Genomic DNA, 15,392 nt, shown 5'->3' with positions numbered 1-15,392 from the left:
AAATATCTGGAAAAAATATCAGGCAATTAAGCTGAATTGTTTAATTTTATGTCAGAGATATGATATAATTGCTGTAATTTAAACGATGGTATATTTGTTCCCGGAGGGATGCTCATGGAGATGATTCAACTTGCGAAAGAGGCAAAAAAAGCATCGATTATTCTTGCTTCAACGGCCACCGAGCGGAAGAACCTTGCCTTGAAATTGATTGCGGACTATCTGATGAACCATATTGACGAAATAGTCAAAGAAAATGAGGAAGACATACGGAGAAGCATGGAAGAGAATTTGCCCGAACCTCTTGTAAAACGTTTAAAGTTTGACCGAAAAAAGATACTTGACACGGTGGAGGGGATAAAAAGCCTTATTTCCCTGCCCGATCCGGTTGGGAAGAAGTTACTGGCTACAGAACTGGATGAAGGACTTACCCTTTACAGAGTCAGTTGCCCGATTGGGGTCATAGGCGTAATTTTTGAATCCAGGCCGGATGCTCTTGTTCAGATTTCCACGCTGTGCCTTAAAAGCGGGAATGCGGTTCTGTTGAAAGGCGGCAGAGAGGCAATTCGCACAAACCGTATCTTAACCGAACTTATCCAGAAGGCAACTCTTGAAGCCGATATACCTCAAGGCTGGATTAGCCTCCTCGAGTCAAGAGATGATGTCAACCAGATGCTTAAGCTTGATAAGTATATAGACCTGATAATTCCGCGCGGCTCCAATGAGTTTGTAAGATACATCATGGAAAATTCGAGGATACCCGTTCTGGGTCATGCCGACGGAATATGCCACTGTTATGTGGACAGTGACGCTGACATTAAAATGGCAGTGGACATAGTTAATGATGCAAAAACTCAATATGTGGCGGTATGCAATGCAACCGAGACTCTACTTGTGCACAGCGCAATTGCCTCGCGTTTTCTGCCCGAACTGAAGAGAAAACTGGATGAAAGCAATGTGGAACTTAGAGGCTGTGAAAGAACCCAAAGGATTATTGAAGTAAAGCCCGCATCGGAAGAAGACTGGAGAACGGAGTATCTTGATTATATACTTTCGGTTAAAATAGTGGATTCCATCGACGAGGCAATTGAGCATATCAATACTTACGGTTCCGGGCATACCGATGCCATAATCACCGACAACAGGGGGCATGCGGAAAAATTCATGGACCTCGTCGATTCAGGCAACGTATTCTGGAACTGTTCAACCCGTTTCAGTGATGGTTTCAGGTATGGTTTCGGCGCTGAAGTCGGAATTAGCACCAGCAAGATCCATGCCCGGGGGCCTGTGGGTTTGGACGGGCTTACAATTTATAAATACAAACTGATTGGGAAAGGGCATATTGTAGCCGACTATGCCGAACACAGGCGCACGTTCAAACACCGGCCCCTTCCGTTGGATTAACCTTGGGCGTATGCGAGTTACCTTTGGCTGATTTAAAATAAAGGAACATTATGCATAAGGGTATCAGTATAAAAGAAACTGCAAGCATGATTACACCCGCTGCGTCCGAAAGTCCGGCGCCGAATTCGGAAAGAATTACGCCCGACAGATTCATGCCCATATGAAAGGCAATGGAAACAAACAGCGAATCAAACCATACCGTAAGCATCCCCATTAAAACCGCCATAACGAACGCGTATGTTCCCTGAACGACATTAAGGTGCACAAAACCGAATAAAATCGCCTGGATCAGTATTGCCGCCGTTGCCGGTATATTGCGTTTAAGCTGGTTTAAAATCAGGCCCCTGAAAATAATTTCCTCAATCAAAGGGGCCATTATCCCCACTGCCAGAATTTGAAGAACAGTATTCTGATTACTCATCAACTGTTCAACATGTTGTGTATATTCTTCAAACAGATCGGGCGCAATTCCCGTCTTTTCAACCAGCGTGATAATGAAACTGAGGGGCATTTGCATTGCGCAGCCTGCCAAAAAACTGACCGCAGTATAGACAGGGGATGTTCTGTTAAGTGAAAGCCTTTCAAAAAACTTTCTCCTGAAAACGGCATGGATGATCCACGCAGAAAAGAAAGTAAGTATGGCGGATAAAATATAGGAAGGCATTAATATGTCGTTTACCACCGTCATAAGATCCAAATTCATCGCAAGTTCAGGGTTACCGGAAAGGGCGTATTGGAAGGATTTAAGGAAAATATAAGCCGCCGAAACCGGTATGGCTGCTATAAACTGCATTACAATGCACAAGGCTGCGAAACCCGTGCAATAAAAAAACACCTTAAAAAATTTTTTCATAACCGACCTCACTTTAATAATTTCTTTTTATTTTATATTTCAATATTGAAACACTGACCCCGCCGGTTTATAAGGTGTATTTCGCTTTTTAACCGGTTTGTTTCCATGAATTTTCTTATTCTGTCCATTATACTGTAATCATCTGAAAAATGCATCGGGAAAATATGGGCGCAATCCACTTCATTTACAAACCATTCCAGCCCCAGCAGTGAAAAATTCTCCTGCCTCGGATCGGCTACAATAAAAGCAATGTCTATTTTATGCCTTGCCAGCTTCCTTATCTGTTCCTTAAACTGTTTTTCCATCTGCCGGTTAAATGAGTCAGGTTCACCCTCCCAGTGCCACCAATGCAAATCCCCGGCATGAAAAAGACACACTCCGTCTGTTTTTACCAGAAAAGCGGTTCCTTCATCGGTGGAAGTAAATGTTTCAATGTACAAACCGTCAATGACATATTCATTTTCCGGTTCCGCTCTGTGTATATTCGGATGGGGAGTATAGTCTGCTATATCCGATGAGATAATCAGCCGGATATTGGGGTTTTGCTCCACCCATCTGAATATAATGGGGTTGTAATGATCGTAATGCCTGTGGGAAACGAAAAAGTACACATCGGTATCCTTAAAGCATTCGGGGCTGAATTTTCCGTTATAAAGGACCGTTTCATTATTTGCCGCCTGATTTACAAAATAATCGAAAATCAGCAGTTTGTTATTCATTTTTACAGCAAACCCGCTGTGATATAGATACCATACATCAACCTTTTTTTTCAAACTATCACAATCCTTTTTTTATTACTTTATTACATAATAATCCAAAAGCGTTGTCAAATCAATACAGTGACAAAACCAGGTTTGCAATAACGGTAAAAAGTCGGCAGTCTCTATTATGATATTACGGCAAATCAGTAGAAAATATATTATAATAAATTGACATACATATAATAAAATTCTTAAAATTGAAAATATTTACTTAAGATGCGGCTGTTTCTGATTCAGCACATAGAGATTTATGTCTTTTTAAATATCCGGGAAATTTAAGGGCCATACCTTTATTTGACAAATCCTGCAGAAGTCAAATTGTATAATTTTTTACACTTATAGTTTTTATTCAGGAGTTAACTTACAGGCATAAATTTCAGTGCACGGGCATATAGGTGGATAAGGGAAAAGTATGCCCTTTTTAAAATACGTTGGGGATACGCAACCAGACGGGCAGAGGTGTTGTTATGTCGGTTTACATAGATATCCTGTTTCTTCAGAATATTATCGTTAATTACGGAATTTTATTAGTGACGCAGAAATTGTCGGGCAGGTACTCAACAGCGCTGCGTAAGTTAATATCTGCCACCGTCGGTGCAGCGTATCTGGTTGTCATGCTCCTGTGTCCAAGAATCGGAACCCTATATACAATCGGCGGAAAAATAATGCTTTCAATACTGATGGTTTCAATTGCATTCCCGTGTCAACGGCTTAAAAACTGGTTTAAAGCGCTGCTGTCGTTCTATATTTCTTCCTTTATATTTGCAGGGGCGGGCTTTGCTTTAATGAGCTTTCTGAACCAGGGAATTTACTTTAAAAACGGTGAATTTTACACCCAGATGAAAAGCGACGGAATGCTTCTGATATTAACCCTTGCAACCGGATTTTTGATGGTTCGTGCATTTACCGACATATTCAGGAAACGCATAGAAAAGGATTCATACATAGTTAAGACCTATATCAGTCTTGACGGCAAAACAGTTTGTGTTGATGCCCTGATCGATACAGGCAATTCCCTGACCGATCCGGTTTCACAGTGGCCTGTAATGATTGCCGAGCTGGAAAGCATAAGGGAGCTGCTGCCTGACGGCATGGTTAAATGGTTTGAGAACTGGACTCAGATGAGTGCCGCGCCAAGTTATGACGAAAACGCGGAATGGATAAAAAGGATCAGATTAATTCCGTTTAACTCAATCGGAACCCAGAACGGGATGCTGCCGGGTTTTAAGCCCGACGGTGTTTGCGTGGAAAAGGAAGAATTATGTTTTGAGCGTACCCAGGTTGTTGTATGCATAAGCCGGAGCAGGCTTTCATCCGCCGAGCAATACAGGGCCATTATAAGCCCTGAAATGGTTACGGCATAAATTACATCGCCCGACGGCCGACATTAATGGGATTCTTACACTTCCGGTTATCAACCGGAAAATTGATATAAATTTCTTACAAATGTCATTACATACGAGGGGGATAGGAATGAAACTTGGTAATGTATTAACGGTAGAGTTACTGAAATTTTTTTATAGAATCAGCAGAATATTTAAACCCGGGGAACTGTTTTATCTTGGTGGCAGCGAAGCGCTTCCGCCGCCTTTGACCAATGAAGAGGAAGCAGAACTTCTGGATTTGCTTGAAAAGGATGACATGCCGGTTAAAAAAACGCTGATTGAACGAAATTTAAGGCTGGTAGTGTATATAGCAAGGAAATTTGAAAACACCGGCATGGATATTGAAGATCTGACGTCAATAGGGACCATTGGCTTAATCAAGGCAATAAACACATATAACCCGTCCCGCAATATAAAACTGGCCACGTATGCTTCAAGGTGCATTGAAAATGAAATACTGATGTACTTAAGGAAAAACAGCAGGGTGCGTACCGAGGTGTCAATAGACGAGCCTTTGAATGTGGACTGGGATGGGAATGAACTGCTTTTGTCCGACATTCTCGGAACTGACGGGGATTTGATACAAAAAAACCTTGATGATGAAATAGACAAGGAATTATTGAAAATGGCAATGAGTAAACTCAGCAGGCGGGAGAAAAAAATAATGGAAATGAGGTTTGGTTTAAACAATCAAAAAGAAAAAACGCAGAAGGAAGTGGCTGATATGCTGGGAATTTCACAATCCTACATTTCGCGCCTTGAAAAAAGAATTTTAAGCCGGCTGAAGAAGGAAATAACAAGGATGCTGTAATATGGAAATAATATAACAATAATATTTCCGTGCAGAATAATTTATATAAAATTTTATATGCCCTGTTAAGCAACGTTGTTCTTCATTAAAAAGTCTGTCAAGGGGTTTTTGCGATATTTTCAGGGATTTAGAACAGTATATTTGGCACCTTCCCGGAAAAAATGATATTAGGCTTTATCAAAAGGGGAGGTGTCATCTTGATCAACAAGGTGGAAATATGCGGAGTAAACACGTCCAAACTTCCTGTACTTACAAACAAACAAAAAGACGAACTGTTCAAAAGAATTAAGAACGGAGATAAAAAAGCCCGTGAAGAATTCATCCATGGGAATCTTAGGCTGGTATTAAGCGTGATTCAGAGATTTAATAACAGGGGCGAAAACGTGGACGATCTTTTCCAGGTGGGTTGTATAGGTCTGATAAAAGCCATTGACAATTTTGATTTGTCACAGAATGTGAAGTTTTCTACCTATGCGGTGCCGATGATAATCGGAGAAATAAGAAGGTATTTAAGAGACAACAACTCCATCCGCGTAAGCCGTTCATTGAAGGATATAGCATATAAAGCCCTGCAGGCTAAAGAGAAACTTACAAATAAACTGTCAAGGGATCCTTCGGTCAGTGAAATAGCTGAGGAAATGAATGTGCCAAGAGAAGATGTAATATTGGCACTTGATGCCATACAGGAACCAATATCCCTTTTTGAATCGGTTTACCACGACGGTGGTGATGCCATTTACGTGATGGATCAGGTCAGTGACGAAAAAAACAACGATGAGCGATGGCTGGAAAACATATCGATAAATGAAGCTATTTCGAAACTTACCGAAAGGGAACGGATGATTGTGGATCTCAGGTTTTTCAGGGGAAGGACGCAAATGGAGGTTGCGGAGGAAATAGGAATTTCTCAGGCACAGGTGTCAAGACTTGAAAAAGCTGCGTTAAGACATATGCGAAAATATGTTTAACAATACAGATTACTGATGTATAAAGGAAGTAAGGTGGTTCTTACTTCCTTTTTTTATGAATACATTTTATTAGAATCAGAATCCAAAGGGTGTTGCAATGCTTCAGCGTGAATACAGAAGTTTCGAACGGGAAGGAATCCAGCTTCCCAATTGCGGTATATGCAGAATTACCGATTTAAGGCAGAAGGAAGTAATAAACATTGCAGACGGGAAAAGACTGGGTTTTGTAAAAGACGCCGAATTTAACCTTGAATCGGGTAAAATCGTTTCATTAATCCTGCCGGGAAGATGGTCAATTTTCAGATTATTTGGTAGAATAGAAGAAATGGTTATACCATGGAAGGATGTTAGAAAAGTTGGTGACGATATTATTCTGGTGGAACTGAAAGAACGATAAAATGTATTATATATTTTCCAGTGATGTAAAAATAAATACAATATATAATACTTTTCTAAAATAAAACTGTTTTTTTTTCGATAATTGATATATAATAAAAAATTGTTTAAAATTAAGTTTCTGTTTAAATTATTTTATCTTCCGGCTATAAAAGTCAAAAAGGAGGTAGGCTATGAGGTGTCCGTACTGTTCCCATATGGAGGACAGAGTAATAGATTCACGTCCTACGGATGAAGGTACCACGATCCGCAGACGCAGAGAGTGTTTGAGATGTCAAAAACGTTTTACTACATATGAAAAAGTCGAATATATGCCTTTGATTGTTATTAAGAAGGACAAGTCCCGTCAACCGTATAACAGGGAAAAACTTCTAAACGGCGTATTAAGGGCATGTGAAAAGCGGCCGATTTCAATACATCAGATAGAACAGCTTATTGATAATGTGGAAGCCAAGATTCATAACTCCCTTCAGAGAGAAATCACGAGCACCGCAATAGGAGAATTGGTTTTGGAAGAATTAAGGAAACTGGATGAAGTTGCCTATGTTCGTTTTGCTTCTGTTTACCGCCAGTTCAAGGATATTAATACATTCATGGCAGAGCTCCAGAAAATCATAGATGAAAAATAGCGGGGGTTAACTAACTTTGGAAGAGTTTAATGTATCCAGGCTTAATAAGATTATCAGGGATACTATAAAAATGATTGACAGAAGCCGGGAAGCCATATACGATATTGCAGAAGGGGCAAGGATTGAATGCGAAAGACTGAGAAGGGATCTTGAAGAGCTGAGAATTGAAGTGGAGAGAATTATCAAAAAGAACGACGAACTGGAAATTGCACTGAAAAAAAGCCGTGAGAGGCTCGCAATGGTAAGCAGCAACTTTGACAAATATTCTCAGGATGATATACGCATTGCGTACGAACAGGCCGACAAAATCAGGGTTGAACTTGCGGTAAACAGAGAGCGGGAAAAATTTGCGATTATCCGGAGAAATGAACTGGAAAGGCGGCTGAGGGAAGCTTCTAAAACAGTTCGGAAGGCTGAGCAGTTAATCAACCAGGTTGGCACGGTAATGGAGTATCTTTCAGGAGATTTGAAAGATCTGAACATGCAGCTTGAAGACGTGGAAAAAAGGAAATACCTCGCCATTCGCGTTATTCAGGCCCAGGAAGAGGAAAGGAGCAGGGTCGCGAGGGAGATACATGACGGACCGGCCCAGGTATTATCCAATGTGGTTCTGAAAGCTGAAATATGTGAAAAACTGATTGAGACTGATATAAACAAGGCCAAAGAAGAGCTGAAAAATCTGAAGCAGATTGTGCGCGAATCTCTGGTTGACGTAAGAAGAATAATATATGCTTTAAGACCGATGTCACTTGAAGATATAGGGCTTATACCAACGCTGAAAAAATACATGGATAAATTTTCATATGAAACGGGAATTACTGTCAATTTTCAAAAAAGGGGAATTGAAAAGGAAGTACATGATAAGAACGTGGCGCTGACAATATTCAGAGTGGTGCAGGAAGCGCTGAATAATGTCTATAAGCATTCGGGAGCGAAACATGCATCGGTAATCATGGAATTTACGGCTATAGATATAGTAATTACCGTTTCTGACAAAGGAAAGGGTTTTAATATACAAGAGATAAAAGTGGATAAGGACGACAACATGGGAGGATTCGGTCTTTTCAGTATGAAAGAGCGAATTGAACTGCTTGATGGGACTATGGAAATAAAATCCTGTCCGGGTAAGGGAACAACCATCAGGGTTGTCCTTCCATATGTTTAAATGAAAGGGGTTACATGGATGGATAAAATACGGGTAATGCTGGTAGAAGATCATTCCATGGTTCGTCAGGGGCTTAAGCAGTTAATAGAGCTGGAAAGCGACATTAAAGTAGTGGCGGAAGCCGCCAATGGTACCCAGGCTGCCGATTATTACCAGATTGAGAAACCCGATGTGGTATTAATGGATATAAATATGCCTAAAAAGAACGGGTTGCAGGCTTTGGAACTTATTAAGCAAAATGATCCTGATGCCAAAATTATTATGCTTACCATCCATTCAGACAGGGAATATTTGTTTGAAGCGCTGCAGCTTGGCGCCAGCGGCTATGTACTTAAGGATGCGGATGGATATGTGCTTATTGAGGCGATAAGAAAGGTATACGAAGGCGAAATGTACATTCAGCCCACAATGGCAAAGGAACTTGTTATGGAATTTAAGAGATATGCGCATAACGGGAAAAACTCTTCAAAGAAGGAAAATATCCTGAGCGAGAGGGAAATCGAGGTATTAAGGCTTGTAGCGAAGGGGCTGTTAAACAAGGAAATAGCGCAGACTCTTTATATCAGTGAAAAAACGGTAAAAAACCATATTTCTAATATCTTCAAAAAATTAAAAGTTTCGGACAGAACTCAGGCAGCAGTTTATGCATTGAAGCATAACCTGATTTGAATTTATCTCGGAACCTAATTCAATCAGGTTCTTTTTTTTTTATATTCATCTTTACTGTATAAATCTTTTAGGGTAAAATAATGAAAAAATTTTTACGTGGCGCAAGGTGAACTATATGAAAAAGATAGAGATAATGGATACAACGTTGAGGGACGGCGAACAGACACCGGGGGTTGCTTTCACTTCCACAGAGAAATACAATATCGCAAGAATCCTCATTGAAGAAGTGAAAGTGGACAGGGTGGAAGTTGCATCCGCCAGGGTCTCCAAAGGCGAAATGGAAGCTGTCAAACTTATATCCAACTGGGGTGCCCAGAAAGGGTATCTTGACAGGATTGAAGTTCTTGGGTTTGTGGACGGTACTACGTCAGTGGACTGGATCTGTGAAGCAGGCGCAAAGGTCATGAATCTGTTGTGCAAAGGCTCGGTAAGGCATGTAAAGTATCAGTTGAAAAAAACACCGGAAGAACACATAAAAGATATCCAAAATGTTATAAATTATGCCCATTCCAAAGGATTACGGGTAAACGTGTACCTTGAAGTGTGGTCCGAAGGAATAGTACAGTCGCCGGAGTACGTATTTCAGCTTATCGATTCCTTAAAGGATTATGAGATTGAAAGATTTATGCTTCCCGATACTCTGGGAATACTGCACCCTGAGCAGACTTATCAGCTGGTTAAGCTTATGGTTGACAGATATCCTGATTTAAGGTTTGATTTTCATGCCCATAACGATTATGATCTTGCGGTTGCAAATACTTTTATGGCTGTTAAAGCAGGGGCTGTTGGAGTTCACACCACAGTGAACGGTTTGGGAGAAAGAACGGGGAATGCTCCTTTGTCAAGTGTTGTAGGTGTACTTAATGATTTCTGTGAAGGAATTGAATTAAATGTTGATGAGAAAAAGCTTGGAAAAATCAGTAAAATTGTCGAAGCCTTTTCGGGTATAAGGATACCTGCAAACAAGCCGATAGTAGGAGAAAACTGTTTTACGCAGACAAGCGGTGTCCATGCCGATGGTGATAACAAAGCCAATCTTTACTGTAATAATTTAATTCCCGAACGTTTCGGAAGACAGAGGAAATATGCTCTGGGCAAGTCTTCAGGCAAGGCAAGCATTCAGAAAAACCTGGAGGAACTGGGTATTGAACTTGACAGTGAAGCCATACGTAAAATAACAGACAGGATTGTTGAACTGGGAGATAAAAAAGAGAATATAACCACCGATGATCTGCCGTACATTATCTCGGACGTTTTGAGAAACAAGCACAACGATGAAAAGATTAAACTGCTGAATTACTACATATGCCACGCAAGAAATCTGAAGCCTGTTTCCACTGTGAGCCTGCAAATAAACGGAGAGGTTTATGAAGAGACTTCAACCGGCGACGGACAGTACGATGCTTTTGTAAAGGCGGTCACAAAGATATATGAAAAGATTAACAAACCCATGCCTCAGTTGGTGGACTATATTGTAACAATACCTCCCGGCGGAAAAACCAATGCGCTGGTGGAAACGTCCATAACATGGTACCTTGGGCGTGAATTCAAAACACGGGGCCTTGATTCCGACCAGACTGCGTCTGCAATCAAAGCCACAATGAAAGCGCTGAACATAATTGAAGAAATGAATTTCGGCACCAATTCCAACTCAGATTAGCAAGAATCAGATTAAAAAGCAAAAGGCTTTCGGTTTATCCGGAAGCCTTTAATTTTTGTACGAGACAAGAAGATTAACCCCGTGTTCTTTTATTTTGCCGTAAGTTATTGCACACAACAAAAAAGGATTAGGCCATAACCCTAATCCTTTTTGATGGTCACTACTGGAATCGAACCAGTGACCCCCACGATGTCAACGTGGTACTCTAACCAGCTGAGCTAAGTGACCGTATTTTTTTCCTTCTTCAAAATCCGTTTAAGAATTTTATTTCAACTGCTTTCTCTGTCCCGCGTCATTAATTATACACGGAAATATTTAAATTATCAATAGTTTTATAATTATTTTATCAGTCAACACAATCATTCCTCTCATAAAAACCCGTTTGAAAAGGTAATTTCCCTTCCTCTGAAAGTTTGAAAAAATACCTATACGCTTGGTTAAATCCAGTATAACATTTGTATTCAGTGCTAAAACTAATTCAAGACTTACTTTCAGGGAGGGTGTTTTTTGAAAGGTATAACTTCCTATCTGAAATCAATTTTTCTGTTTAAGCCCGAAAAGGAAAAAAATCCTTTCGTCCTTGATGATTTTGAAAATCAGCCGCTGGACACCGAAAACAGTGATGACGGTGTAGCGGCCGGAGACAGCGAAGATGACGGCAAGGGCAAACAGGAAGGGGAACAGAAAAAATCCGATAGGAAAAAAAGAATAACGAAACCCGTTTCATTATCCGCCAGGAATAGTGCGGATGACAGGGAAAAGAAAAAAGATAAAAAGGACGACACTATAAGCAGTTCATTAAGTACATGTCTTGAAGTTATAAAAGAAAGGTACAGCGCCGATATAAACGGAGACTTTAAAATACGTGAGTTTAAAGTGCGTGTAAAAGACAAGGTATATCCGGCCTTCGTCTGCTTTTTTGACGGTCTTGTTGACAATTCGCTGGTCAACAACAATATTCTCGTTCCGCTGATGACTTTGTCGGTAATGCCCATGGACACCGAAGACAGGCCGGTTAAAGACATTATTCATGACCATTTGATTCCGCAGAACCAGATTAAAGTGTGTGAAACATACCAGGAAGTTATTGACGAAATTAATTTCGGTGGTGCAGGGATATTCATTGACGGACTTGATGTGGCCTTTGGCGCGGATGTTAAGGGATGGGAACACAGAAATGTTGAAAAGCCAACGTCGGAACTGAACATACGCGGACCGAGGGAATCTTTCATAGAATCCCACAGGGCCAATTCGGCCCTCCTCAGGAAAATACTTAAAGATGAAAACCTGATTGTAGAAGACGTTTTGGTGGGTGAAAGAAGCAAAACACCGTGCAGTATTGTCTATATAAAAAATCTGGCAAACAGCAGGCTTGTGGATGAGGTACGAAAAAGGCTCAAAAGCATAAAAATCGCATATTTGCGCGATGCAGGGGAACTGGAACAGTTTCTTGAAGATGATACTTATCTTCCGGCACCGCAAATGCTTTTAACCGAACGACCAGACAGGGTGGCAGCCTATCTGGGCGAAGGACGCGTTGCGATAATTGTGCACGGAAGTCCTTTTGTAATTGTAATTCCGGTAACCTTTTTCAATCTTATTCACTCACCGGAGGATTATTATTTAAGGTATCCTTATTCCACTTTACTGAGACTTATAAGAATTATGGGGATATTGATTACACTCTTTCTTCCGGCGGTATACCTGGCAATAACCAATTTCCATCAGGAAATGCTCCCTACTGATTTGCTGCTCGCTATTGCGTCATCACGGGAAAAGGTTCCTTTCCCGACAATTGTAAGCCTTTTTATCATGGAAATAGCCTTCGAGCTTATCCGCGAAGCGGGTATAAGAATACCCGGCCCGATAGGTCCTACACTGAGCATTGTAGGCGGTTTAATTCTTGGTCAGGCTGCTGTTTCGGCGAACCTTGTAAGCCCGTTCCTTATAATAATAGTAGCCGTTACGGGAATCGGATCATTTGCCATTCCTGATTTTTCCCTGGGATATTCATTCCGTGCGATGCGTTTTATATATATCCTCCTTGCAGGTTTTGCCGGCCTTTTGGGAATAAGCCTTGGCGTTTTCATACATTTTCTGCTGCTGATAAACGCAAAATCTTTTGGTGTTCCGTTCCTTGCCCCGTTTGCACCGAAAACAACAGGCAGAAGAACCAATACCATATTCAGGGCGCCGCTTTGGAAAGAAGAAGACAGGCCGGACTTTATTAACCCGAAAGATGTCAAGCAGCAGCCTTTTATAAGTAGAAAGTGGGTAAAGTCGGAGAAGGGGGTGGAAGTGGATGGAGAAGAGGACAACGATCGGTAATTTTGAGGCAGCATGTGTTATACTCAATTTGCTTTCTACCAAAATTATACTTGACTTTCCGAGAACTGCGTCGGAGGACGCAGGAAGTGCGGCATGGCTTATGATTTTTCTGGATTCCGTGGCAGTATACCTGATTTATTTGCTAATAACCCGGTTGTATGAAAAATTTACAGGGAAAGACCTTCTGGACATAAGCGAAAAGGCTTTGGGTGAGCCGGGAAGGATTATTTTTGGCATTATTTATCTCGCCCAGTTCATGTATGTAACATCGCTTGTTCTCAGACAGTTTGCCGAAGATATAAAAGTCATCAGCCTTACAACCACACCCGTCAGTATTGTTCTGCTGATATTTGCCGTAGGAATGGTGGTTGGAGCCTATTTTGGCATTGAAGCGATAGGGAGGCTGCATGTTTTGGCTATACCGCTTTTGGCGCTGGCGTTTATATTGATACTTTTATTCAATATTCCCAGGTATGACGTGACCAGGCTTTCGCCATGGCTGGGGCTGGGAATTAAAGCAATAGCCCTGAAGGGTATAATAAACCTGTCCTACTTTTCCGAAGTGGTTGCCATATTTTTTTTAATGCCGTTTCTGAAAAAGAAAGAAAGGTACGGGGAAGTAGGGCGGTACGGAATATTTTTTGCCGGGCTTTTTCTTGTGCTGTCCACACTGTGCTATCTTATGGTATACCAGTATCCCACTTCCACAGAGTTTTTTCTTCCCGTATACCAGATGGCGAGATCAATTAAGATAGGAAGGTTTTTCACCCGCATAGAAGCCGCGTTTATATTGATATGGGCGTCATGTGCGTTTCTGTATTTAAGTTCATGCCTGTATTTTATTACTTATATTTTTCAGAGGGCTTTTAATCTTAAATACAGAAAACCGCTTATAGTGCCCTTCATGATTCTTGTTTTCACTTTAAGTCTTGTACCCGAAAATTTATATTCCACGCTTCAGGCGGAAATGGAAATTTACCGCAGCTTCTCATGGGTAATTTCCCTTATTTTTCCGGTTATATTGCTTGCCGTAGCATCATTGAGGGACTGGTTAATGAGAAGAAAAGAGGTCGGGAAAAATGATATGGAGAATTAAGAAATTGTTAATTCTGTGTATGATCATTCCAATGATTTTCATAAGCGGCTGCTTTGATGCCTCCGAGCCGGATGATTTGGCCTACGTCGTGGCAATGGGGCTGGATAAGGGGCCTGAAGATAATCTGATAATTACCCTTTTGCTTGCTGTGCCTATAGCGGTGGGTGTCGGCCCCGAACCGGGAGAAATTGAAAAATCCACTAATATTGTAACAGTCGCGGCGCCTACAATACTTGGAGGAATTAACGTTATAAATTCACTTATAAGCAAACGCGTCAATTTCGCCCACGCTAAGCTGATTGTAATATCAAAGGACTTGGCTGAACAGGGGATAGAAAAGATCATAAACACATTTATCCGTTTCAGGGAATTCAGACCCGATACCTATTTGGGTATAACTAAGGGCAGTGCCGAGGAATTCCTTAAATCAAGCAAGCCGCTTCTTGAATTTAATCCCTCCAAGCATTTTGAACTGATTATGGAATCCTTTGCCTACACAGGTTTTTCAAACGGATGCACAATTGAGGAATTTTATTCCAAAATGGAGAGCACGTATGAGGAGGCTGTGGCGCTTTTACTTGACGTTTCCCGGATTCAGGAAACGAAAGATTTGGCTGAAATGATTTCAAGCAGAAACCGGAATGGGATTCTGGAAGGGGATTACACTGTCGGAGAGATACCTGTCGTATATGAAAATAAGGTCCGGCAGATGGGGTCCGCTGTTTTCAGAGGGGATAAAATGGTGGGGGAGCTGACCGGCCTGGAAACATTCTATTATCTTGTGGTATCGGGCAAACTTGGAGAAATGTATTTTACACTGCCTGATTTCAATGAAAGTACTGATATAGCGGAAAACAGGGATTATATCACTTTAAGGCTTGGCCAGGCAAGAAAGCCTGAAATCAGTGTAAAAATTAAAGAGAACATACCGGTGGTGGATATAAAAGTTTCGCTGGAAGGGGATATATTGGCGATAACCGGAAGAAACGACTATTCAACGGGCGAAGGGCTGAAAAAATTGGAAAAATATGCATCAGAATATATTAGGGAAAAAGTTGTTTTATTTCTTGAGAAAACCCGGGATGAACTTAACAGCGACATATGTTTTTTGGGGAAATATTTGAAAAAGACTTTTTTATACTGGGAAGACTGGATAAAATTCAACTGGCCGGAAAAGTATGAAAAAGCGCAGTTTAATGTTAACGTGGAGATTAAAATCAGACGCTCGGGAATAATGGTAAAGCAAATACCGGGAATTATCTGAAAGGGG

General features: G+C 41.0%; 14 protein-coding genes and 1 tRNA gene. 12 read left to right on the top strand and 3 right to left on the bottom strand.

Annotation, left to right across the window (positions count from 1 at the left end):
* Positions 1-114: 114 nt before the first annotated feature.
* Positions 115-1,401 carry a glutamate-5-semialdehyde dehydrogenase gene (locus CST_RS07360; RefSeq protein ID WP_015359229.1) on the top strand — a complete coding sequence of 429 codons (1,287 nt, stop codon included), beginning with the start codon at positions 115-117 and terminating at the stop codon, positions 1,399-1,401.
* Here the strand turns inward: CST_RS07360 and CST_RS07355 are convergent.
* Both CST_RS07355 and CST_RS07350 read right to left on the bottom strand, forming a co-directional pair.
* Positions 1,373-2,254: a CPBP family intramembrane glutamic endopeptidase gene (locus tag CST_RS07355; protein WP_015359228.1), complete on the bottom strand. Its 882-nt coding sequence runs from the start codon at positions 2,252-2,254 to the stop codon at positions 1,373-1,375. The genes CST_RS07360 and CST_RS07355 overlap by 29 nt on opposite strands.
* Before the next feature lie 32 nt (positions 2,255-2,286).
* Positions 2,287-3,027 carry an MBL fold metallo-hydrolase gene (locus CST_RS07350; protein ID WP_015485016.1) on the bottom strand — a complete coding sequence of 247 codons (741 nt, stop codon included), beginning with the start codon at positions 3,025-3,027 and terminating at the stop codon, positions 2,287-2,289.
* Positions 3,028-3,482: 455 nt separating this feature from the next.
* On the opposite strand from CST_RS07350, the gene spoIIGA reads away from it, so the two are divergent.
* The 8 genes from spoIIGA (at position 3,483) to CST_RS07310 (ending at position 10,698) form a co-directional block, all read left to right on the top strand.
* Complete coding sequence (gene spoIIGA, locus CST_RS07345) at positions 3,483-4,379, top strand: sigma-E processing peptidase SpoIIGA (protein WP_015359226.1); 897 nt, start codon at positions 3,483-3,485, stop codon at positions 4,377-4,379.
* A 109-nt stretch (positions 4,380-4,488) separates the two neighbouring features.
* Positions 4,489-5,211: an RNA polymerase sporulation sigma factor SigE gene (gene sigE, locus CST_RS07340; RefSeq protein WP_015359225.1), complete on the top strand. Its 723-nt coding sequence runs from the start codon at positions 4,489-4,491 to the stop codon at positions 5,209-5,211.
* A 194-nt stretch (positions 5,212-5,405) separates the two neighbouring features.
* Entirely contained in the window at positions 5,406-6,179 is a 774-nt protein-coding gene (gene sigG / locus CST_RS07335) for an RNA polymerase sporulation sigma factor SigG (RefSeq protein ID WP_034838297.1), read from the top strand.
* A gap of 97 nt (positions 6,180-6,276) precedes the next feature.
* The gene (locus CST_RS07330) at positions 6,277-6,576 is read left to right on the top strand and encodes a YlmC/YmxH family sporulation protein (protein ID WP_015359223.1); all 300 of its coding nucleotides are present in this window, start codon (positions 6,277-6,279) and stop codon (positions 6,574-6,576) included.
* Positions 6,577-6,748: 172 nt separating this feature from the next.
* On the top strand, positions 6,749-7,204 hold the full coding sequence (gene nrdR, locus CST_RS07325; protein WP_015359222.1) for a transcriptional regulator NrdR: 456 nt from the start codon (positions 6,749-6,751) through the stop codon (positions 7,202-7,204).
* 16 nt (positions 7,205-7,220) lie between these two features.
* On the top strand, positions 7,221-8,369 hold the full coding sequence (locus CST_RS07320; protein ID WP_015359221.1) for a sensor histidine kinase: 1,149 nt from the start codon (positions 7,221-7,223) through the stop codon (positions 8,367-8,369).
* A gap of 18 nt (positions 8,370-8,387) precedes the next feature.
* Positions 8,388-9,038, top strand: a complete 651-nt coding sequence (locus CST_RS07315) for a response regulator (protein WP_015359220.1) — start codon at positions 8,388-8,390, stop codon at positions 9,036-9,038.
* 115 nt (positions 9,039-9,153) lie between these two features.
* The gene (locus CST_RS07310; protein WP_015485015.1) at positions 9,154-10,698 is read left to right on the top strand and encodes an alpha-isopropylmalate synthase regulatory domain-containing protein; all 1,545 of its coding nucleotides are present in this window, start codon (positions 9,154-9,156) and stop codon (positions 10,696-10,698) included.
* Positions 10,699-10,852: 154 nt separating this feature from the next.
* Here the strand turns inward: CST_RS07310 and CST_RS07305 are convergent.
* A tRNA-Val gene (locus CST_RS07305) sits at positions 10,853-10,926 on the bottom strand.
* A gap of 279 nt (positions 10,927-11,205) precedes the next feature.
* Between CST_RS07305 and CST_RS07300 the strand changes: the two genes are divergently transcribed.
* Genes CST_RS07300 through CST_RS07290 form a run of 3 tightly spaced genes read left to right on the top strand, consistent with a single transcriptional unit; the run spans position 11,206 to position 15,386 of the window.
* Positions 11,206-13,026 carry a spore germination protein gene (locus CST_RS07300; RefSeq protein ID WP_015359218.1) on the top strand — a complete coding sequence of 607 codons (1,821 nt, stop codon included), beginning with the start codon at positions 11,206-11,208 and terminating at the stop codon, positions 13,024-13,026.
* A complete protein-coding gene (locus CST_RS07295; RefSeq protein ID WP_015359217.1) occupies positions 13,001-14,122 on the top strand; it encodes a GerAB/ArcD/ProY family transporter in 1,122 nt (373 codons plus the stop codon). The genes CST_RS07300 and CST_RS07295 overlap by 26 nt, the downstream gene beginning before the upstream one ends.
* Positions 14,106-15,386: a Ger(x)C family spore germination protein gene (locus tag CST_RS07290; RefSeq protein ID WP_015359216.1), complete on the top strand. Its 1,281-nt coding sequence runs from the start codon at positions 14,106-14,108 to the stop codon at positions 15,384-15,386. The genes CST_RS07295 and CST_RS07290 overlap by 17 nt, the downstream gene beginning before the upstream one ends.
* Positions 15,387-15,392 lie beyond the last annotated feature (6 nt).

Origin of the sequence: Thermoclostridium stercorarium subsp. stercorarium DSM 8532 (genome assembly GCF_000331995.1) — a bacterium.
GTDB lineage: Bacteria > Bacillota > Clostridia > DSM-8532 > DSM-8532 > Thermoclostridium > Thermoclostridium stercorarium.
Note: the sequence above shows the minus strand (reverse complement) of the source record. Positions and strands in the feature narration are given on the sequence as shown.

Excerpts from the sequence above, each read along its gene's own strand:
- CST_RS07360 (WP_015359229.1), top strand. The coding sequence starts at position 115 with ATGGAGATGATTCAACTTGCGAAAGAGGCAAAAAAAGCATCGATTATT.
- CST_RS07355 (WP_015359228.1), bottom strand. The coding sequence starts at position 2,254 with ATGAAAAAATTTTTTAAGGTGTTTTTTTATTGCACGGGTTTCGCAGCC.
- spoIIGA (WP_015359226.1), top strand. The coding sequence starts at position 3,483 with ATGTCGGTTTACATAGATATCCTGTTTCTTCAGAATATTATCGTTAAT.
- sigE (WP_015359225.1), top strand. The coding sequence starts at position 4,489 with ATGAAACTTGGTAATGTATTAACGGTAGAGTTACTGAAATTTTTTTAT.
- CST_RS07330 (WP_015359223.1), top strand. The coding sequence starts at position 6,277 with ATGCTTCAGCGTGAATACAGAAGTTTCGAACGGGAAGGAATCCAGCTT.
- nrdR (WP_015359222.1), top strand. The coding sequence starts at position 6,749 with ATGAGGTGTCCGTACTGTTCCCATATGGAGGACAGAGTAATAGATTCA.
- CST_RS07315 (WP_015359220.1), top strand. The coding sequence starts at position 8,388 with ATGGATAAAATACGGGTAATGCTGGTAGAAGATCATTCCATGGTTCGT.
- CST_RS07310 (WP_015485015.1), top strand. The coding sequence starts at position 9,154 with ATGAAAAAGATAGAGATAATGGATACAACGTTGAGGGACGGCGAACAG.
- CST_RS07295 (WP_015359217.1), top strand. The coding sequence starts at position 13,001 with ATGGAGAAGAGGACAACGATCGGTAATTTTGAGGCAGCATGTGTTATA.
- CST_RS07290 (WP_015359216.1), top strand. The coding sequence starts at position 14,106 with ATGATATGGAGAATTAAGAAATTGTTAATTCTGTGTATGATCATTCCA.